This is a genomic window from Tenacibaculum sp. TC6 (assembly GCF_050606265.1).
GTDB lineage: Bacteria > Bacteroidota > Bacteroidia > Flavobacteriales > Flavobacteriaceae > Polaribacter.
Genome location: NZ_JBOCUK010000004.1, coordinates 157,391 through 178,635, shown reverse-complemented (window position 1 = coordinate 178,635; position 21,245 = coordinate 157,391). Strand labels below are relative to the sequence as shown.

At 30.9% G+C, this 21,245-nt stretch carries 17 protein-coding genes; 7 read left to right on the top strand and 10 right to left on the bottom strand.

Annotation, left to right across the window (positions count from 1 at the left end):
• Nucleotides 1–398: 398 nt before the first annotated feature.
• The 3 genes from ACQY1Q_RS03855 (at nucleotide 399) to ACQY1Q_RS03845 (ending at nucleotide 3,976) form a co-directional block, all read left to right on the top strand.
• Nucleotides 399–3,260: a lamin tail domain-containing protein gene (locus ACQY1Q_RS03855; RefSeq protein WP_431003972.1), complete on the top strand. Its 2,862-nt coding sequence runs from the start codon at nucleotides 399–401 to the stop codon at nucleotides 3,258–3,260.
• Nucleotides 3,261–3,277: 17 nt separating this feature from the next.
• Nucleotides 3,278–3,445, top strand: a complete 168-nt coding sequence (locus ACQY1Q_RS03850; protein ID WP_431003971.1) for a hypothetical protein — start codon at nucleotides 3,278–3,280, stop codon at nucleotides 3,443–3,445.
• Between the two features lie 306 nt (nucleotides 3,446–3,751).
• A complete protein-coding gene (locus tag ACQY1Q_RS03845; RefSeq protein WP_431003970.1) occupies nucleotides 3,752–3,976 on the top strand; it encodes a hypothetical protein in 225 nt (74 codons plus the stop codon).
• Between the two features lie 54 nt (nucleotides 3,977–4,030).
• Here ACQY1Q_RS03845 and ACQY1Q_RS03840 read toward each other — a convergent pair whose 3' ends face one another.
• The 3 genes from ACQY1Q_RS03840 to ACQY1Q_RS03830 all read right to left on the bottom strand — a co-directional run bounded on the left by ACQY1Q_RS03840 (nucleotide 4,031) and on the right by ACQY1Q_RS03830 (nucleotide 9,337).
• Nucleotides 4,031–7,684, bottom strand: coding sequence for an ABC transporter permease/M1 family aminopeptidase (locus ACQY1Q_RS03840; RefSeq protein WP_431003969.1), 3,654 nt, complete (start codon nucleotides 7,682–7,684; stop codon nucleotides 4,031–4,033).
• A gap of 28 nt (nucleotides 7,685–7,712) precedes the next feature.
• The gene (locus ACQY1Q_RS03835) at nucleotides 7,713–8,600 is read right to left on the bottom strand and encodes an ABC transporter ATP-binding protein (RefSeq protein ID WP_431003968.1); all 888 of its coding nucleotides are present in this window, start codon (nucleotides 8,598–8,600) and stop codon (nucleotides 7,713–7,715) included.
• A gap of 206 nt (nucleotides 8,601–8,806) precedes the next feature.
• The gene (locus tag ACQY1Q_RS03830) at nucleotides 8,807–9,337 is read right to left on the bottom strand and encodes a DUF4136 domain-containing protein (protein ID WP_431003967.1); all 531 of its coding nucleotides are present in this window, start codon (nucleotides 9,335–9,337) and stop codon (nucleotides 8,807–8,809) included.
• A 274-nt stretch (nucleotides 9,338–9,611) separates the two neighbouring features.
• Between ACQY1Q_RS03830 and ACQY1Q_RS03825 the strand changes: the two genes are divergently transcribed.
• The 4 genes from ACQY1Q_RS03825 (at nucleotide 9,612) to ACQY1Q_RS03810 (ending at nucleotide 15,061) form a co-directional block, all read left to right on the top strand.
• Nucleotides 9,612–9,935 (top strand): hypothetical protein, encoded by a 324-nt coding sequence (locus ACQY1Q_RS03825; protein WP_431003966.1) that lies wholly within the window; start codon nucleotides 9,612–9,614, stop codon nucleotides 9,933–9,935.
• Nucleotides 9,936–10,005: 70 nt separating this feature from the next.
• Entirely contained in the window at nucleotides 10,006–13,455 is a 3,450-nt protein-coding gene (locus ACQY1Q_RS03820) for a methylmalonyl-CoA mutase family protein (RefSeq protein ID WP_431003965.1), read from the top strand.
• A gap of 168 nt (nucleotides 13,456–13,623) precedes the next feature.
• Nucleotides 13,624–13,824, top strand: coding sequence for a YgaP family membrane protein (locus tag ACQY1Q_RS03815; RefSeq protein WP_431003964.1), 201 nt, complete (start codon nucleotides 13,624–13,626; stop codon nucleotides 13,822–13,824).
• A gap of 259 nt (nucleotides 13,825–14,083) precedes the next feature.
• Nucleotides 14,084–15,061, top strand: a complete 978-nt coding sequence (locus tag ACQY1Q_RS03810; protein ID WP_431003963.1) for a D-cysteine desulfhydrase family protein — start codon at nucleotides 14,084–14,086, stop codon at nucleotides 15,059–15,061.
• A 4-nt stretch (nucleotides 15,062–15,065) separates the two neighbouring features.
• Here ACQY1Q_RS03810 and ACQY1Q_RS03805 read toward each other — a convergent pair whose 3' ends face one another.
• The 7 genes from ACQY1Q_RS03805 to recQ form a co-directional block, all read right to left on the bottom strand.
• Nucleotides 15,066–15,770, bottom strand: a complete 705-nt coding sequence (locus tag ACQY1Q_RS03805) for a YqjF family protein (RefSeq protein ID WP_431003962.1) — start codon at nucleotides 15,768–15,770, stop codon at nucleotides 15,066–15,068.
• A 100-nt stretch (nucleotides 15,771–15,870) separates the two neighbouring features.
• Nucleotides 15,871–16,644 (bottom strand): fatty acid desaturase, encoded by a 774-nt coding sequence (locus ACQY1Q_RS03800; protein WP_431003961.1) that lies wholly within the window; start codon nucleotides 16,642–16,644, stop codon nucleotides 15,871–15,873.
• Nucleotides 16,645–16,798: 154 nt separating this feature from the next.
• Nucleotides 16,799–17,296 carry a pyridoxamine 5'-phosphate oxidase family protein gene (locus ACQY1Q_RS03795; protein ID WP_431003960.1) on the bottom strand — a complete coding sequence of 166 codons (498 nt, stop codon included), beginning with the start codon at nucleotides 17,294–17,296 and terminating at the stop codon, nucleotides 16,799–16,801.
• A gap of 99 nt (nucleotides 17,297–17,395) precedes the next feature.
• Entirely contained in the window at nucleotides 17,396–17,761 is a 366-nt protein-coding gene (locus ACQY1Q_RS03790; protein ID WP_431003959.1) for a hypothetical protein, read from the bottom strand.
• 38 nt (nucleotides 17,762–17,799) lie between these two features.
• The gene (locus ACQY1Q_RS03785; RefSeq protein ID WP_431003958.1) at nucleotides 17,800–18,306 is read right to left on the bottom strand and encodes a GbsR/MarR family transcriptional regulator; all 507 of its coding nucleotides are present in this window, start codon (nucleotides 18,304–18,306) and stop codon (nucleotides 17,800–17,802) included.
• 83 nt (nucleotides 18,307–18,389) lie between these two features.
• Nucleotides 18,390–19,106: a hypothetical protein gene (locus ACQY1Q_RS03780; protein WP_431003957.1), complete on the bottom strand. Its 717-nt coding sequence runs from the start codon at nucleotides 19,104–19,106 to the stop codon at nucleotides 18,390–18,392.
• 6 nt (nucleotides 19,107–19,112) lie between these two features.
• Entirely contained in the window at nucleotides 19,113–21,218 is a 2,106-nt protein-coding gene (recQ, locus tag ACQY1Q_RS03775; protein ID WP_431003956.1) for a DNA helicase RecQ, read from the bottom strand.
• Nucleotides 21,219–21,245 lie beyond the last annotated feature (27 nt).

Here is a 21,245-nt window from a genome sequence, read left to right as displayed (position 1 = left end):
AACAAACACATGTTTGTTGAGAGATTTTATATCTTTAATCATACTAAAAAACTGTAATGGTTTTTTAGGACGACACATCTCTCCTTTTTTTAAACATTTACAAAATAAGGATTAATTTATTTCGTAATTATAAAACTCTTTATAATCGTTATCTAATACATAAAATATCACTCCTATTAAATTTGGTATATATCCTTCTCATTAAGCTTTGAACAACTTTCTTATTAGACTCAAAATATCTTTTCTATTCAGTTGAAATAATACCTCATCGAGAAAACGTTTACCGGATATTTTAAAATCAAGCTCTTTCAACATTATTTTATTGTAAAATATTTAACAGAGTAAACTTTTCTGTTTGATTTTTAATAGATTTACGCTTCCTACTAATTAATATAATTATGAAACAAAACTATTTTTTTATTGTATTTTTACTATTATATGGTTCTATACAAATTTCATTTAGTCAAGTAATTTATAATGCAGATTTTTCAAATGATGGTGATGGCTTTGCGGATCATACTACCTCTTCTCCACCAGCTACTGGTCCTGCAAGTGTCGGTCCTTTTGGAAGTGTTCCAAATCAATGGTCCTTATCTTATGATACAGCACCTCTTTCTGACACATCTGCAAACTCCTTTAAAGTTAGCGGAGGATCTTTAATATCAGATGATTGGGGTGGTCAAGGAATTTTCACAAGTCAATCTATTGATATTTCTGCTATTTCAGTAATTAGCATTTCTGCTATCGGAGCAAATATAGGGGCTAATGATAATACGTTTAAATACTTTTATATTCTAGATGGGGGAGCAAGAGTAGAAACCGAAATTGGCACAACTGTTAACGGAGATCCTGTTAATTATTCTATTAATAATTTAGATGTTTCAGGAAATTCTACAATACAAGTAGGTTTTGAATTTAGTGAAAATGGTAGTGGAGATGGATATTCTATTTCTTCATTTAGTGTTTCAGAAACATCAAGTCCTTCTGTTGGTTTTGAAACAAGCTCTAGCTCTGAAAATGAAACAAATTCTACTTTCAATACTTTAATCCCTGTTACTTTTTCTAATTATTCATCAAATGTAACAGTAAGTGTTACTGTTAACGGTTCAAGTACTGCTGAAGCTGGAGATTATACTCTTAATACTAGCTCATTAACTTTTACCGGTAATGGTACTCAAAATATTTCATTAGACATCAATAATGATGTTGATATGGATAATGAAACTATTATTTTAGATTTAGCTGTAACATCTGGTACGGCTGATTTAAGTATTAGTAGCCACACGGTTACTATTCAAGATGATGATTTACCCAAAATTGTAATCTCTGAAATAATGTATAACACACCAAGTACAGATGATGAGTGGATAGAATTATACAATGCTAATGGTAGCAGCGTAGATGTTTCAAACTGGACTTTAGAATATAACGGAAATACATTTGTTTTTCCTGGTTCAACTAACTTAGCTAACAATACATATACAGTAATAGCTGTAGGAAGTAATGGAGACGGAACATTTAATAACGATGCACCTTTTACTCCTGATTTTAACAATTTAGCAGTTGCTAATAATGTTGTTAAGGATACGAATAGTTCTAATAAACTTGGAAATACATCAGGGACAATTACCCTTAAAAATGCTAGTGGCAATATTGTTAATGAAGTTCTTTATGTTGACAGTAATCAATCTGCTACTGATGGTGGTGGAGCTTCTTTTGAAATAATAGATGCTACCATTAATAACTCAGCTACAAGTAGTAACTGGCAAGCTAGCGTTGCTAACGGTGGTTCTCCAGGTAAAGTTAGTGGTTCAATTTGGACAGGTGCTATTGATTCTAATTGGAACACAACCGGTAACTGGCAAGTTGGTATTCCTACAACTATTTCAGACGTATTAATCCCTAGTGGTTTAACAAACTACCCTACAATTAATTCAGCTATCACAGTTAACTCTGTTACTATAGAATCTGGTGCATCATTCATTGCAAATGCTGCATTAACTGCAAATGTAACTTACAAAAGAAACTTAGCAACCAATAATTGGTATTTAGTTTCATCTCCTGTTACTGGTGAAACCTTTGAAAATTTAATTAGTAACCATACATTTGGTGCAGGAACGGGTAGCAATATTGGTTTAGCTCCGTATGCGAATGATGGTAGTGCTTGGAATTATCAAACAGCAACTTCAACCGGAAGTATAGCTTCTGGACAAGGTATTTCTGTTAAATTAAATTCAGCAAGTGATATTAGCTTTAAAGGTACAGTAAACACTAGTAATGTTACTTATCCTATTACACAAAACACGAATAACTTCAACCTTATTGGTAACCCATTTACATCTTTTGTAAATTTAGGAACTTTCTTCTCAGATAACTCTGCTAATTTATCGGAGCAAACAGTTTGGTTGTGGAATCAAGCAACTAATAGTTATGATACAAAAATGTCTGGAACTGATGCTGCTTTCCAAATAGCTCCAGGTCAAGGATTCTTTGTAAGCGCCGGTTCTAACACTAATGTTACATTTAACACGGCTAATCAAAGTCATCAAACAGACTCTTTCCAAAGAAATTCAAGAACAGAAGTTCAATTAATTGCTACTAATAATGGTATTTCAAAAAATACTACATTGTATTATATTGATGGTACAACTACAGGTTTTGATAATGGTTTTGATGGTAGCTTATTTTCAGGAGTAGCTAACAAATATTCTTTATTTACGCAATTAGTAAGTAATAACAAAGGAAACAACTTTGCTATTCAATCATTACCTTTAAATGGTATGGAAACTATGGTAGTTCCTGTTGGTTTACAAGCTTCTAGTGGTGCTACCATTGAATTTTCTGCTAAAACAATGAACTTACCTTCAGGTATTCAGGTATATTTAGAAGACCGAGTAAACAACACTTTTACCAATTTATCTAAAGAAAACTATACAATAACACTAAAAGATAACACCAAAAATATAGGTCAGTTTTATTTACACACCAGTGCTAAAAGTTTAAGTAATGACCATGTTACTCATACTTTGGAAAATGTAAGCATTTATAATTCAGGTAAAAATGAGTTAACAATTGCAGGTTTACAAGCTACTAAAGCTTCAATCGCTGTATATTCAGTTCTTGGACAAAAAGTTACTAAACAAGATTTTTACTCTAATGGTGTTTCAACTATTAGTATTCCATCTGTTACTTCAGGAGTGTATTTAGTTGAGGTAACTTCTGAATTAGGAAACATAAATACAAAAGTTATTATTAAATAATTTAAAGGTATTCAACAATGAAAAAACAAATAAAAAATAATACAGATATAACTCGTAAAGAGGCATTACAAAAGATAGGTAATTACGGTAAATACACTGCTTTAACAGCTTTAGGTACTTACTTACTTTTAAACCCTAAAAAAGCACAGGCTGCAAGTCCTGAAAATCCGGGAGATGGTTTTTAATAACCTCTGAAAAAAAGTAAAAAAGCTCTAGTTAATTCTAGAGCTTTTTTTTTGTTAAAACCTAAGATCTTTTAACCTCATAATCTCTCCCATTAATCTTTATAAATTAGTGCTTTCAACTAAATTTACTCCTCAAAAAAAGTAATCTTTCTAATTTTATATTAGTAATTCGAAATACTATTTTAATTGGTATGTTATTTGAATTAGTTTGTGAAAATTTTGGGTACAACACAAATGTCATAACATAGAAACCTTACTTAGTAAGTAAAAAAATGAGTTATTAATTATTTTGTAAAAAATTGAAGCATGATTACAGATTTTACACTTAAAAAATTAGCTTTTGAATATGCAGGGTATGATTCTCTTTTAAATGGTATACATTATAATTTTACACATCCTACCAAAGGCAAATTCACGGCTTTAATGCCCGACAAGTATTCTAGAATAGAATTAGATTCTTTAGATTATACTATTAATGTAGTTTTCACAAGTTTAAAAGATTTAAAAGACTGGATTCAAGATATTTTATAACAAAAAAAATAGAGGTTGTTTTAACCTCTATTTTTTTTGTATAAAATTGAACTATTATAGCTTTCTCCTATTGTCATCAGACTTAGTATCTATTAGCTTATTATAAGGATCAACCCCTACTTCTACCGGTTTCTTATTAACTATAATACTCAATTTATTATGTATTTGTGATATTTTATGCTTCTTTAAATAAAGCTCTACTTCTTTCTTTTTACCATTTACAGTTTCTTCTCCAAAAACACCAATATCAATATAATCGTTTAAAGGAACAGATAAAATTGGCTTTTTCATCTTTTCATCACTGTAAGAAATTGTATCTCCTTTTTGTTCTCCATAGTATATCTTTCCATTATCATCATTTCTATACTTACTTACGTCAAACTCTATATCAACCTGATATGTACCATTTCCTAATTCTTTAGAAGATACATCAACAATTCTATTTCGGTATAAAGTAACTGTTTCAAACATATCTTTTATGGTATATTGTAAACTATCAGGTACAGCTTTTTTAATATAATCTACCATTTCTATAGAAGTTGTATAAGGAGCTTCTTGAAATTTCACTTTCTCAACATACGCTTTTAAAGCTCCATTCAGTTTTTCTTCTCCTATATAATCACTTAAAGCATAAAATACTAACGATCCTTTTTGATAACGAATATACCCTTGTCCATCGTTATACATTAATGGTTTTTCTCTCTTTCGTTCTAAGGTTCTTTGAGTTAAATATCCATCTAATGATTTCTTTAAAAATTTACGCATTTCCGTTTTACCTGCCTTATGCTCTAAAACTTTTAATGATACATATTCAGACAAACTTTCAGATAACATAGTAGCTCCCAATACATCTGCACCGATTACCTGATGTGCCCACCATTGATGTGCTAATTCATGAACCGTAACAGCAAAAGGATAATCTACACCTTCATCTTCACCATCCACATCAGCTATAAATCCTATAGATTCTGAATACGGAATTGTATTAGGAAATGACTGTGCAAATGTACCGCCTGTTTTAGGAAACTCAATAATTCTAACTTGTTTATGTTGGTAAGGACTGAAGTACTTCGTATTGTAATCTAATGATGCTTTAATTCCATTCATCATTCTATCTAAATTATATTCATGTCCTTTTTGGTAATAAATTTCCAAATTAACATCATTCCAAGTATCTCTCTTTACTTCATACTTTGCAGAGTTAAACGCATAGAAATTTAAGATTTTACTATCCATTTTATAATGAAAATACTTACGTCCGTTTTCAATCCACTCTTTTTGTAAATATCCTGGAGCAATCGCTATTTGATCTTCATCTGTACTTACCGTAGTTTCAAAATCTATCCAATCACTATCTTTAGATATATAGGTGTTTCCAAGAGCTGTACTGTCTGACGGATGCGGACGCAATTCATTTTTAGGTAATCCGTACTTTTCTCTGGTTTTATCATCAGTTAGCTCTCCGCCATCTGAATATCCGAAAGAAGGGTACATACTACTATTCATAAATGTTCCATTACCTCTAACCGGTGAATTTTTTCTGAAAAAAGTATTAGGTTTGTTTTTAATTGTAAAGTTCAATTCTAAACTATCACCAGGCTGCAACGGAGTTTGTAATTGATAAATATTAAAGTTTTGAATAGTATCTTTAACCACCAAGTTTACAGGTTTGTTAAACTCAAAAATGCTTGGATAATCATTATGATTTAAAAACAAGCTATCAATTACCTCATCCGTTTTATTTACCATTTTATAAGTCCCGGAAGAATTAAAATCGTACGTTTTTGGAAAGATGTTCATAGCCACTTTCACCGCTGTAATTCTAGGTTGTGCTTTATGCTCATACTTTTTGTACTTTTTCTCCCACTCTACTTGCAACAGCTCACGTTCTTTTCTTGACGTTCTTTTATTTTTTATATTATTTTCATAATAAATTCTTCCTCCTAAACCTAAAAATGCAACTAATAAAACACCGGTTATAACAGCATTACTACCAGTAAATCGTTGTTTAACTATATGCAATCTTTCTTTAAAAGAATTAGGTATTCCTCTTACCCAAAATAAATCAGCAAGAGCCACCAAAAATAATCCGGCCAAAACCCAATACGCCTTATAAATTAAATAAATTTTCAACGAAGACCCGTAACCATTCATATCAGAATAATTAAAATTCGGACCCTGATTATATTTAAAAATAGCTTGCTCGATTCCTGCAAAAGTTAAAAATGGTAATCCCCAATTTAAAACTATTAACACAAATAAACCCACATAAGGATTTCCTACCAAAGTTTGGATAAACAGTGCTAAAAATGCCCAAATTGCATAGTGTATAAATTCTAGTACAAACAACTCAAACATATAATGTGATAGTTCATAGTGATAAAAACCTTTATACGTTTGGTATATAACACCTGCTACCATTACTATGGCTAACAACAATAATTGAACTTTTAATAATGCTATTAATTTTGACAGCCATAACACCCAATTTGGTGTAGGCGTTACATCTACCAGATGATTTACTTTAGCCATTTTACCTCTATGCACTAACATTCCGGCATATAAAAAGGTTATAATATTAATTGATAAGGTAAAAGCCCCTGAACCAAATTGTAGCATTTTCCAAGTTACCGGTAATGTTTTAGTCCCTAAAATAAGTCCTGTTTCAGATAAGGTTATTAAAATTAATATCATTCCTATTAAAACAATAGCTATAAAAGGTAATGCTTTAACAATATACTTAAAATCAATAGAAGAAAGTTTCCACGTATTTTTTAAGTTTTGTAAAAATGAAAAATTGTATTGTACGGTTGGTAACTGAATACGAGTAATACCTCCAAAATTCTTTTTAATTACTCTATCTCCTTTATCTTTCTTAAATAATGATAGTGTAACTGCATTTTGACTAAATGAAAACTTTTTATATACAAAACCAAAAACTAATGCAGAAATTCCTAACCAAATTAATCGGTTATAGACAATTACTCCTTTAAAAGGCAAAACAGATTCATTTTGTTCAGCTAATGTCCAATACCTGGTATAATAATCTAAAGAAGCATTTCCGTAAGGATCTAAAAGTGCCGCTATAAAACGATTTTCTTCTTCAGAGAGCAAACTTTCCATAAGCCCTTGAATAAACATTAGTATAATAATAGTTATAAAACCTGCCGCTATATTTCTAGTAAAGGTTACTACCGCAAAAACTATAGCTCCAAATAGTAGCGAGTTAGGTATAACATATACTAAATATGCATGTAGATAGGAACCAAAATTAAAAGTAGATACTATTTCAGGATTTGTCCCCGGTAACCTAAAACCTATTACTATTCCAATTCCTATTACAAATACAATAAGTGTAACAATTAATAATCCGCTTAAAAATTTTGCAAATAAATAACTTGCTTTTGTGAAAGGATATGAATATAAAATTGAATGCATTTCGCTTTTATAATCTCTAAATATGGTAACTCCAATAATTGATGGAAACAAAAAGAATATTAGCTGAGTTATTCCATTAAACATACCATTCACTCCCAGAGGTGAGTTCACAATTTTACTACCTCCAACTGTTACGGTTACGCTATCAAAAATTCCTGCATTGGTTGCTGAGATTAATAAAGAGATAATAAAAAATATGCTCAGATATATATAGAAAGCCGGCTTTTTAAACCAGTAATTTATTTCGTGTTTAAAAATAGTAGAAAACATATATTTTGTAGTTTAATTCGTTAAATAATTAAGCAGAAACCGGTTCGTCTTGCTTTAATGCTATAAAATATACATCGTCTAATTGCGGTGTTGCCTGTTTAAAATCTTCTGTTGGTTTTTCATCTGCAAACACACGTATGTTTAACGTATTATCTTGGTTATAGTTAGAAGACAATATATTAAACATAGCTTCATGCTCTACTAAGTCATCTCTTTCAATAACTTTAGTCCAAATTTTCCCTTCTATTTCTTTGGTTGATTCTTTAGGGGTGGTATGCTTTAATATTTTGCCACCATTTAAAATAGCCATTTCATTACATAACTCTTTAACATCTTCAACAATATGCGTTGAAAATATTACTGTTGAATTGGTACCTACCTCACGTAAAACATTTAAAAAACGGTGCCTTTCAGCCGGATCTAGTCCTGCTGTTGGCTCATCTACAATAATTAATTTAGGATTGTTTAATAATAACTGAGCTATTCCAAAACGTTGCTTCATTCCTCCTGAATACCCAGCTACGTATTTCTTTCTCACATCATATAAATTTGTTATTTCTAAAACTTCTTTAATTATTTTCTTTCGATCTGTTTTTGAACCAATTCCTTTTAAAGTAGCAAAATAATCTAACAAATCTTCTGCAGACATTTTTGGATATACACCAAAAGATTGTGGTAAATACCCTAGCATTTTTCTAAATTCCATAGAATTTTCCAACACGTTAATACCATCAAAAGTTATCTTACCTGAATCCGGACTTTGTAAGGTGGCTATAGTTCTCATTAATGATGATTTTCCCGCTCCGTTAGGTCCTAAAAGACCAAACATACCTGTTCCTATTGTTAAACTTAAATCATCAATAGCTTTTACTCCGTTTTTGTAAGTTTTAGTTAGATTTTCTATAACTAATCTCATAATTAATTGGTTTGTTTGATTTTACTAATTTTATAATTAGAAGATTTTTTTACTTTTTTGTTACAAAAAATCCTGTTTTTTTATTGTCTTTTTAAAAATTAACCAAAATATCCTACTAAAAACATATCATCTGAAATAGGTATATACAGAAAGAGGAGCTAGAACTATGTCGAAACTCCTCTTTCATCCCCTTATATAAAAACACATTATCTTTTTGAACTTCCCGGAGGGTATTGTTCTAATATTTTATGTACAAATTCTTTAATACTTGCTTCTTTTCTTTCTACGTTTCTCATACTCAACGCACCAGTTCCAATACCTTGCCAAACCAATTCTTTCTTTTCTGCATCTAACAAATCAATAAATAAAGTTCCTTCAGTATATTGTGAAACAGATACAGGATTAGGTCCGTAATACCAAGGATACCAAAATCCTCCAAAACTATTATCATTTATATTGACTCTTTCTCTAGACTTCGTAAACAAACTTACCAGTACATCCGGAGACGTAGATTTTGTCATTCCTTTAGCTTCTAACTCCATTTCTATAGCTCTCATAATGCGCTTTTTATCTAAATCAGATATAGGAGCTTTATCTATTCCTGTTTTATAAAAAGCAAACGTTCTATACTTTGAAAAATCTGCTTTTGTATCGTAATCTGTTGCTACTCTTACTGAGCTACACGATGTAATAAGTAACATTACAATTGGTAAGAATACTAATTTTGATAGTTTCATTATACTTTTAATTATAAGGTTTCGGATATTTTTAGTTTTATTTTCACTAAAATTACAGAAACTGTTAGACACTTTATTTTTTGAAGTTTTACTTTTCCTTATTCTTAAGCTTACCTCATTATAGCAATATAACTTCAACCAAAATATACTGAAATAATTCTACTTACATTCTTAAAAAAAACTAAATTATTTTCAATATAATATCCTTAAAAATAATCAATAAGTATGCCAAACAACTCTTTTTTCATCTAAGAAATATAAGTACTTTTGAAGCGTGATACTTATTTCAAAATATATAGTTCCTAGGGGGTTTGTAGGAGTTGCTTTATATCCTTTTATTTTTTTAAAAAGATCTGAGTTAAAGCAAGATGTATTTCTTATAAATCATGAACAAATCCATTTAAAACAACAAAAAGAATTGCTATTCTTTTTCTTTTTTCTTTTTTATGGTTTAGAATGGCTTATTAAGGTTGTAAAATATCAAAATACAGCACTAGCTTATAAAAACCTTAGTTTTGAAAGAGAAGCCTACTTAAATGAAGGCAATATCAACTATTTAAATAACAGGAAGTTTTGGGCTTTTATTAACTATATATAATTTTTAAAAAATTCCGTTTTTTTTTAAGATTTCCGTAAATTGCACTCCTATAATACAAGTTAATTTACGAATGGAACAAATAACTCCCTATAAACCTAAACATAAAGTACGAATTGTAACTGCTGCTTCTCTTTTTGATGGGCATGATGCCGCTATAAATATCATGAGAAGAATTATTCAATCTACCGGAGTTGAAGTAATTCACTTAGGACATGATAGAAGCGTTGAAGAAGTTGTAAACTGTGCAATTCAAGAAGATGCCAATGCCATTGCAATGACTTCTTACCAAGGAGGACATAATGAGTATTTTAAATACATGTATGACCTTTTACAAGAAAAAGGTGCCGGACATATTAAAATTTTTGGTGGCGGTGGTGGAGTAATTCTTCCTGAAGAAATTAAAGAGTTAATGGATTATGGAATTACCCGTATTTACTCACCTGATGACGGTCGTGAATTAGGTTTACAAGGAATGATTAATGATTTAGTTCAACAATCTGATTTTGCTATTGGAGACCAATTAAATGGAGAGCTTAATAAGCTAGCCAATAAAGAAAACGGAAGTATTGCTCGTATTATTTCTTCTGCTGAAAACTTTCCGGAAGTAGCAAAAGAAACCTTACAGACTATTCATGAAAAAAATAAAAATGCTAAAACGCCTGTACTAGGAATTACAGGTACTGGTGGTGCTGGTAAATCGAGTTTGGTTGACGAATTAGTTCGTCGTTTTTTAATTGATTTTCCAAGCAAAACGATTGGATTGATTTCTGTAGATCCATCAAAAAGAAAAACCGGTGGTGCTTTACTAGGTGACCGTATTCGCATGAATGCTATTAATAATGAGCGTGTATATATGCGTTCGTTAGCTACACGTCAGTCTAACTTAGCCTTATCAAAATATGTGAACGAAGCTGTTGAAGTTTTAAAAGCTGCAGAGTTTGATTTAATTATTTTAGAAACTTCAGGTATCGGGCAAAGTGATACCGAAATTATAGAACACTCTGATGCTTCATTATATGTAATGACTCCTGAGTTTGGTGCTGCTACTCAATTAGAAAAAATTGACATGCTTGATTTTGCTGATTTAGTAGCTATTAACAAGTTTGATAAACGTGGTGCGTTAGATGCTTTACGTGATGTTAAGAAACAATTTGTTCGTAACCATAATTTATGGGAAACACCAGAAAGTGAATTACCAGTATTTGGTACCATTGCTTCTCAATTTAACGATCCGGGAATGAACTCGTTATATAAAGCAATTATGGATAAAATTGTAGAAAAAACGGGAGCTGATTTACAATCTACATTTGAAATTACCAAAGAAATGTCTGAAAAGATATTTGTAATTCCGCCTAGTAGAACACGTTATTTATCTGAAATTTCAGAAAACAACAGAGCGTATGATAAAACAGTTGATGATCAGGAAAAAGTAGCCCAAAAGCTTTACGGAGTGTATCAAACTATTTTGTCTGTTATTAATGTATCAAGTGCTAATGAAGCTTCTTTCTTAACAAAAAACGGAATTGATCAAGATGAAATCCTTTCTTTAGATACTGCTAAAAGTGACAAAGAGTTTTTAAAATTACTTTTTGATCAGTTTGACAAAGTTAAGTTAAACCTTGATCCGTATAACTGGGAAATCATTTTAAATTGGGATCGTAAAGTTCAAAAATACAAAGATCCTCTTTATACTTTTAAAGTTAGAGATAAAGAAATTAATATAGCTACACATAGTGAATCACTTTCACATTCTCAAATTCCAAAAGTAGCACTTCCTAAATATAAAGCTTGGGGAGATTTATTACGTTGGAATTTACAAGAAAATGTTCCCGGAGAATTTCCGTATACCTCAGGATTGTATCCGTTTAAACGTACCGGAGAAGACCCTACTCGTATGTTTGCGGGTGAAGGTGGACCGGAACGTACTAACCGTCGTTTCCACTATGTGAGTTTAGGAATGCCTGCTAAACGTTTATCTACTGCATTCGATTCAGTAACATTATATGGTAACGATCCTGGGCATAGACCTGATATTTACGGTAAAATTGGAAATGCAGGGGTATCTATCTGTTGTTTAGATGATGCTAAGAAATTATATTCCGGATTTGATTTAAGTCATGCAATGACTTCGGTTTCGATGACCATCAATGGCCCGGCACCTATGTTATTAGGATTCTTTATGAATGCCGCAATCGATCAGAATTGTGAAAAATATATCAAAGAACACAAATTAGAGAAAAAGGTTGAAGCCAAACTTAAAGAGTTATATGACAATAAAGGATTAGAGCGTCCGAGATATAATGGCGAACTTCCTGAAGGTAATAATGGCTTAGGCTTATTGTTATTGGGAGTTACCGGAGATCAAATTTTACCTGCTGATGTATATGCTGAAATTAAAGCGAGTACGTTATCACAAGTACGTGGTACTGTTCAAGCAGATATTTTAAAAGAAGATCAAGCACAAAACACCTGTATTTTTTCTACGGAATTTGCCTTACGTTTAATGGGGGATGTTCAAGAATATTTTATTGAGAAAAATGTTAGAAACTTTTATTCGGTTTCTATTTCCGGGTATCATATTGCTGAAGCGGGTGCAAATCCAATTACACAGTTGGCCTTAACGTTAGCTAATGGATTTACCTATGTAGAATACTATTTATCAAGAGGCATGGATATTAATAAGTTTGGGCCTAACTTATCGTTCTTCTTTTCTAATGGTATTGATCCTGAATACGCAGTAATTGGTCGTGTAGCTCGTAAAATTTGGGCTAAAGCTTTAAAATATGAATACGGAGCAAACTCAAGAGCTCAGATGTTAAAATATCATATTCAAACTTCGGGACGTTCATTACATGCTCAGGAAATTGACTTTAATGATATTCGTACCACGTTACAGGCGCTGTATGCTATTTACGATAACTGTAATTCATTACATACAAATGCGTATGATGAAGCGATTACTACGCCTACGGAAGAATCGGTACGTAGAGCTATGGCAATTCAGCTAATTATTAATAAAGAATTAGGATTAGCTAAAAATGAAAATCCAATTCAAGGTTCATTTATCATTGAAGAATTGACTGATTTAGTAGAAGAAGCTGTATTAGCTGAATTTGATAGAATTACAGAACGTGGTGGAGTTTTAGGAGCCATGGAAACCATGTACCAACGTTCTAAAATTCAGGAAGAGAGTTTATACTACGAAACATTGAAACACACGGGTGAGTTCCCTATTATTGGGGTAAACACCTTCTTAAGTTCTAAAGGTTCTCCTACGGTAACTCCGCAAGAAGTAATTCGTGCAACAGAAGAGGAAAAACAATTCCAAATTAAAACCAAAGAGAACCTAAATGAAGCTCATAAGCAAGAAGTCGTTGAGCAATTAAAATCTGTTCAAAGTGCTGCTGTTCAAAATGAAAATATTTTTGAAAAGCTTATGGAAGCTGCCAAAGTATGTTCGTTAGGTCAAATTACTTCAGCTTTATTTGAAGTAGGCGGTCAATACAGACGAAATATGTAAGTAAGCAATGTTTACTGATAACTATTTAAACCCTCTCAGAAGTCAGTTTTGTGAGGGTTTTTTACTTTATTTATATAAAAGAAAAATTATCTGTTTTATTCTTTTAATTGCTAGGTATCTGATATTTATTTTATTAAATTTAGTATCATCTTACTAAATTCTAATATCATGAAAAAAAACATGGGTAATTCAGATAAGATTATAAGAGTTATTATTGCTCTTGTAGTTTTCGGACTTTATTTTGCTAATATAATTACCGGAACTTTAGCTATTGTTTTACTAGTAGTTGCTTCTATTTTTGTTTTAACCAGTTTAATCAGTTTTTGCCCTCTTTATACTTTATTCGGGTTAAACACTTGTAAAAAATAATATTTTTAATTTTCTATTTTTTAGCAAACGAGATTCATTTTTTTTTTACATTATTATTTAAAACATTGTTTTTAAATTAGAAAAATGTGCTCCTTTGTAAAGTGAAAGTATCTAAGTTATTTTTTAACCTAAAGAAAAGCTTCAAGAGTTATTTACAACGTTGGCTACTTCTGAAGATAAAATATAGCCAAAAGAAAAATAAGTAATCTTATTATGATGTTCTTATAAATAACTTTTTTATTTTACCCGTTTACTAAAAATGAATATTCATAAATTTAATTTAGGATTTTTTCCTACGCCGCTCCAAAAATTAGAAAGACTCTCTAAAAAATTTCCCGAGTATACTATTTATATTAAAAGAGATGATCATACCGGCTTAGCTTCGGGTGGGAATAAGACCAGGAAACTAGAATATCTTATACAAGAGGCTATCGATTTAAAGTGTGATACGATTATTACAGCAGGTGCTCAACAGTCTAATCATTGCAGACAAACTGCCGCAGCCTGTGCTATTGCCAATTTACAATGTCACTTGCTTTTAGGAGGTGAAAAACCTTCTGTATATGATGGCAACTTATTGCTTTCTTCTACATTGGGTGCAACTATTCATTTTACAGGTGCAAACAGAAAAGGAGAGGATATTGACAACCTGAAAACTGTTTTAAAAAAAGAGGGTAAAAAGTGCTATGTTATTCCCTATGGCGGATCTAATTTAACCGGTGCTCATGGTTTTGTAGAAGCAGTTAAAGAACTTAAAGACCAATTACGCGAGCAACAAAAAACCGTTGATTATATATTTTTTGCTTCAAGCTCCGGAGGAATGCAAGCTGGACTTACCTTAGGGTTAGATGTGCATAATTTAAAAGCAAAACTACTTCCTATTAGTATTGATAAAGATGAAACTAACGGGCATTCATTAGAAGAGGTAATTCTAAAAATTGTTGAAAAAGGCACTGAATTCTTTAAAATTGATAAAACATACTCATTAACGGATATTGAATTAGTTAAAGGTTATGATAAAGCCGGATATGGAGTTGTTACTTCAAATGAGCAGATAGCCATTAAAGAATTGGCTACAAAAGAAGGAATTTTACTAGATCCGGTTTATACAGGTAGGGCTTTTTACGGAATGCTTGACTTTTTAGAAAATAAAAAATTACCCAAAGGTGCTACTGTTTTATTTTGGCATACCGGAGGATTACCTGCTATTTTTAAGTATGCTAAAGATTTACTGTAAAAAATTAAAGTGTTTTTTTATTTTCAACTGTAATCTCTGAGCCTTCTAGTAAGAAAACAGAACTCGGCTTTAACTTGTTAAGAAATATAAAATCGGCTCCGTATGTTTTTTGAAAATCTACCTGGATATCAACATTGGTAATAGGGTAATATTTCCATGTTTCGTGTTTTACTTCGTACTCAGTTGTTTGGATTTTATTTTTTGCATATCCCCAATAATGTTCTGCAATAAACTCTATTTCAGAATTAGGTTCTATCGCTTTCAAAGTATTATGTGCTGTTACCTTTATGCTATTCCAAAAACCCTCCGTTTTCCATTGATAAGCTACTTCTATTGTATGTTCATCGCTACTCCATTCATGTTGCATTTTTAATGTTTGATAATTTTCTTTATAAATTGTATTAGCTACAAAAGTTATGGCTGGTTTAGGTACAATTTCTTTAATAAATACTACTCCCCTCTTTGTTTTATTATCCTCTGTTCTTTTCACATAGAATCGTAAGTTGACTTCTTCAAAATTAACATGAAACGGAATTTTACAACCCAATAATTTTGTATTCAGAAACATAAAACCTACTAAACTTATGTAACATGTATCATTATAATAATCTAGTTCTGTTCCTTCAGGAAGATACGGTTTTAATTTTTCCGGGTTTACTTCATAGTTTATCATCACTAACTTTCTCCATTCTGCTTTTAAAAAACTCATCTTATAAAATTTATAGTTAACAATTCATAAACCTCATCAGTTTAAGATAACTTATGAGGTTTATTTTTCTTTTTCTCTTTTATTTACAATTCTCCCAATTCTATAACGGCAATTTCATAAAAATTTTATCGTATTCCTTGATAACATTTCTTTTCTTAATTCCTTCATTAAATCGAATAACATTAGTTATCAACTTACATCTTTCTAATAAAATAATTCCATACCAACCAAAATCTACTTCGTACCATCGTGCGGAAAACTTTGCTGATTTAGGAAAGGCATGATGGTTATTATGTAAACCTTCTCCAAAAGAAATTAGTCCTAATAAAACATCATTAAACCCTGACTCCTTTGCCCCTACAACCTCATAATGAGCATAACCAAATTTATGAGACGCATAACCAATATACCAATGAGCTACTATGGATATAGATACCCTGAGAAAGAATAAAACTAATATCGAGTTTAGATCTGTTAATAAATAGAGTATTACTGCGAATACAATATTGTGTAAAATCCATGTTTTTTCAAGAAACAAAAGCCATCTATCTTCTAAATCTTCTTTAGGAATCTTATAAACTGAGCTTTCTATTGGCTTAAAAACTAAATGTAAATTCCACACAAAGTCCTTTAATAAAGAATGACTATAGGCAAAATATCTTGGGCAATCTTCTTTATTTTGCCAATGATCTCTATAATAATGAAATTTTAGCCATGTTAACGGACCTCCAAAGCCTGTAAGAACAAACAAATACAATAAAATATTTCGAAATGCTTTAGAAGTGGTATATGATTTATGAATTACACCTCTATGCAAACCTATTGAATGTCCAAAGCAAATTGTTAAAATGGTTAAAAGAATTGATAAAGCCATTGTTGTTGTATTTATGTTATTCCATTTAATTAAAAAACATGGAATTATCATAGAATATAACCATAGGATTTTGGGAATCGAAAGATACACTTGTCCTATTTCATGAGGTACAAGGTTTTTAAAATACATCCTTTTCATATTGATGAAATATTTCTTAATTATTTAATGCTCTCGTCATGCGCCCCAGATTAATTGCTTCAGCCTTGGTAAAAGCTATTTCACGTATGTAACTCATTTCTTTCCAGAGATATTCATATCCTTTTAACCCTTTGGCCTTACGAACTCGTCTTTGCATAGCTCTTTTTTCTTTTTCTGTTGCCTCTCTTTTTTCTCCTAACTCTCCATATAACTTAATTCCCGGAAAAGAATCGAATCGTCCTTTAAATAAGGATTTTAACCAAAACCACTTACTATTATTTACAGAAAGTATGCATATCTTATTATTAGTAAGTGCATCACGACCTAGTTTTGACGCAAATTTTTCAAAATAAAATCCTGTTCCATCATTATTAAGAAATAACGAACCTATTGGTGTTACTGTTGGTTCATTATCAGCGTTCACCGATGCTATAGATACAAACATATTCTTTCGTCTATTTTTTTTTATATGTTCTTTAATTTGAGCCCATTGTGATTGTAAGTTTAGTTTCATTTTTAATAAGTTTTAAGGTGTTTATTCATTTAGTTTATTACGTAAAGATTAATATGATGACAATAGAAATTACTAAATAGAGTGTATAAGTAATCTGAATCATGTTAATCTAGTTTTTATTTTTTCCAGAATAAATGTTAAATATCCTGCTAAAGACATTGGGATGATAATTATCCAAATGATTGGTATAAAAAAACTATCGGCATTTCCTGTTATATCAAACAAATACCATAGTATAAAGTATAACACAACCATTGTTACATAAGAAGCTATTCTTTTTACCTCAATATCGTTCAATTTTGTCCAAAACCCCAACAAAACCAATGCAGCTAAAACATGAAAAGCTCCTAATAAAATTTCAGCGTACATTCCGTAAAGAGCTAAATAAAAAGAAATGAGCAATCCACAGGTAAAAAACATTAAAAATCTATTTATATAAGTTAATATTTTAATTGTATTTTTCATATTTTCAGAATTTTTTGAAAGTTTGTAGATAAATTTTTTTACTTTTTTATAATTTTGGTTAAGTTAGATAGTAACCAATGCTCATCTGCCTTGATAGCCTTATCTAAAATTCCGTTTACAGTATTGGTTACATTCGCTAAATCATTCATTAGCTTTTTAAATTCTTCAGCTTCTTCAGACTCTTCTTTTACTTCATTTTTCAGCTCTTCTAACACTTTCAAAACAGGCTCTACTTCTCTTCTCTTTCTTTCTTTGGTTACTTGTTTAAACAATTCCCAAATATCTTTATCTGCCACAAAGAATTCTTTACGCTCACCCGGAATAATTTCTTTACGAACAATTCCCCAATCAATTAAAGCGCGTACGTTCATATTTACATTACCTCTTGAAATTTTAAGTGCTTCCATTATTTCATCTGCAGATAATGGTTTTGTTGAAGATAGTAACAATGCATGTACTTGCGCCATGGTTTTGTTAATTCCCCAACTTGTAGCTAAACTACCCCAAGTCTGAATATATTTTATTTTAGCATCTTCTAATTTCATACGGCAAATATACATTTAATTTATTAAACTTTCAATAATTATTGAAAATAAAATATTTATAACTCTACTTATAGTATTTTGGTTTACTTTTTAGTTCTCGTTCTCTTTCGAAGTTTGAAAATTCTATCATCATAATACGCTTTTAGTTCCTCTACAAATGACATAGGATTTTGATACGTCGTTAAAACTTTATAAGTATAACTATCTAATAAATCAGCAAGTTTTTTCTCTAAACGCTCAATCTCATTAAGTAGATAGGCAGTATTGCTAGTTGTTTTTTTAACTAATGAACTATCTTTTTCAAAACTCATTGTTGTATTGCCTCCAAAAATATGTGCATGAAAAGCTTGCATCTCTTCAAGACTTCCGTTTTGATAGATCTCAATTAGTTTTTTTGTTATTTCTAAAGCTTTTTGCTGTTCATTTTCTTGCATCGAATATTTATCAGGATGCACGTATAACATAGCTTCTTTATACAATCTTTTCTTCTCTTTAAGATTTGCTTTTTCTACTTCTGTTTTTTTGGAAACAGGAACAATACCGGTAGATTCTTTATAATTTTTACCCTTTCGTTTTTGTTCTAATCTTTTTACTTTTTTAGCTTTCTTTTGTTCTTTATATAAAATTGTTAACTCTCTTTCTTCAATTAACAAATCAGCTATTGCATTTCGTAACTCTTGTTCAAAAGGAAATAATTTAGTTTCAATCTCTTTAATTTTAACTTCCAGAATATTAATTTTTTCTTTTAAGTTTAAAATCTCTTCAGAGTTTACATCGATAAGAAAATGCCCTTTATCCATAACAATTTATCCTTTCTTCTTTAAAATGGTAAGTCCTATTCTAATTTGTTCATACGGTATTTTTTCTCCTAAAAATTCAAAATAAGGTTTTAACGCCATTTCATCTTTTAGTACTTTTTTGGCATTTGCAATTAGTTTTAATTCTTCAGGAGAAATAAATTGCTCCAAGTCTATATCTTTTCCTTCCAAATACAATTTGGATAAATGCGAAAAAATAGTAGCAGCTTTTAAATCTCTGTTCTCTGCTATTTCTTCTATAGACAAACCTTTTTTATACAGTTTAAATGTTTCTAGCGTCGTATCATTTTTAGTCTTTTTCTTTTCTTTTAAGAAGTTTCTGATTTCTTCCATAAACTCACCACCGTACACTTCTAATTTACGCTGTCCAACCCCACTAATAGCTAAAAATTCATCATCTGTTTGAGGTCTTTCTTTTTCTATTTCTCGTAACGTTACATCATTAAAAACCAAATAGGCCGCAATATCTTCTTCTTGCGCTATTTGATAACGTAATTTTCTTAAACGGTCAAATAACGTATCACTTGCTACCGGTGTGTTTTTCTTCTTAACGATGCCTTTTTCTTCTTTAGTAATTTCTATCGGATTTGTTAGTTGAACTTTTTCTCCTTCAAATAACACTTTCTTTGAAATTTCAGTAAGTTGCAAAGCATTGTTCATATGAAATGCTATCTGACAATATCCTTGATTTGCTAATTGAATTAAATAATGCTGCCAATCTCTCCAGGCAATGTCTTTTCCTACTCCGTATGTTTTTAAAGTGTGATAATTTTTATCAAGCACTGTTGCATTTTGGGCTCCTCTAAGCACATCTATAACGGTTCCCATAGCTTCTTTACCTTCTAGTCTGTAAATGGCAGACAATGCTTTTTGTGCTATAACGGTTCCTTCAAAAAATTGAGGCGGATTCTTACATACATCGCAATTCCCACAATTTTCTTCTATATATTCACCAAAATAACTTAATAGTATTTTTCTTCTGCAAACAGTAGCTTCTGCAAACTGTTTCATTCTATCTAACTTAGCTTCTTGTACTTCTTTATTTCCGGTATTTTCTATAAACTGACGTAGTTGAATTACATCTGCATAACTATGAAATAAAATAGCTTTCGATGGTAAACCATCACGTCCTGCTCTTCCAATTTCCTGATAATAACCTTCTATGTTTTTAGGCATATTATAATGAATTACCCAACGAACATTTGATTTATCTATTCCCATTCCAAAGGCTATGGTAGCACATATAATTTCGCAATCATCTTTAATAAAAGCTTCTTGCGTTTGGGCTCTTTCTTCAAAAGACAAACCGGCATGATATGCTTTGGCATTGATCTGAGTTTGTTGCAACTTATTAGCCAATTGTTCTGTTGCTTTTCTGCTCAAACAATAAATAATTCCGGCTTGGTTAGGTCTTTTATTAATAAATTGAATGATTTGTTGTACTCTATTATTAGCTGTTCTAACTTCTAAAGCTATATTTTCTCTGTTAAAAGAACTAATGAATTGCGTAGCATTCGGTATTGCTAATTGTTCTAAAATATCTTCTTGCGTAGCTTTATCTGCTGTCGCAGTTAAGGCTACAATAGGTACTTCCGGTAAAGATTTTTTAAGAAATGCCAATTGTTTATAGGACGGTCTAAAATCGTGTCCCCATGCAGAAATACAGTGAGCCTCATCAATAGCAACACAACTTATATACGTTTGGTTTAATACAGGTTGTAATAAAGGTAAACTTTCAGGAGCAACATATAATAGCTTTATTTTTTTTGTGGCTACCTCATCAAAAACTTTTTTTTGTTCTTCAGCTGATTGGCTACTGTTAAAAAATGTTGATGCAATTCCATTTGCTTTTAAACTATCAACTTGATCTTTCATCAAAGCTATCAAAGGAGAGATTACCAAAGTAATTCCTTCAAAAAAAAGCGCAGGCAATTGATAACAAATAGACTTTCCTCCACCTGTAGGCATAATAACTAAGGTATCTTGCCTGTTTAGAATGTTTTCAATGATTTTTTGCTGTTCTAGTCTAAAACTATCGTATCCGAAATTAGTTTTTAACGCTCCTAATAATTCCTTTTCTCCTATCTGTATCATGCAACAAAAATAAACATAAAAAAAACG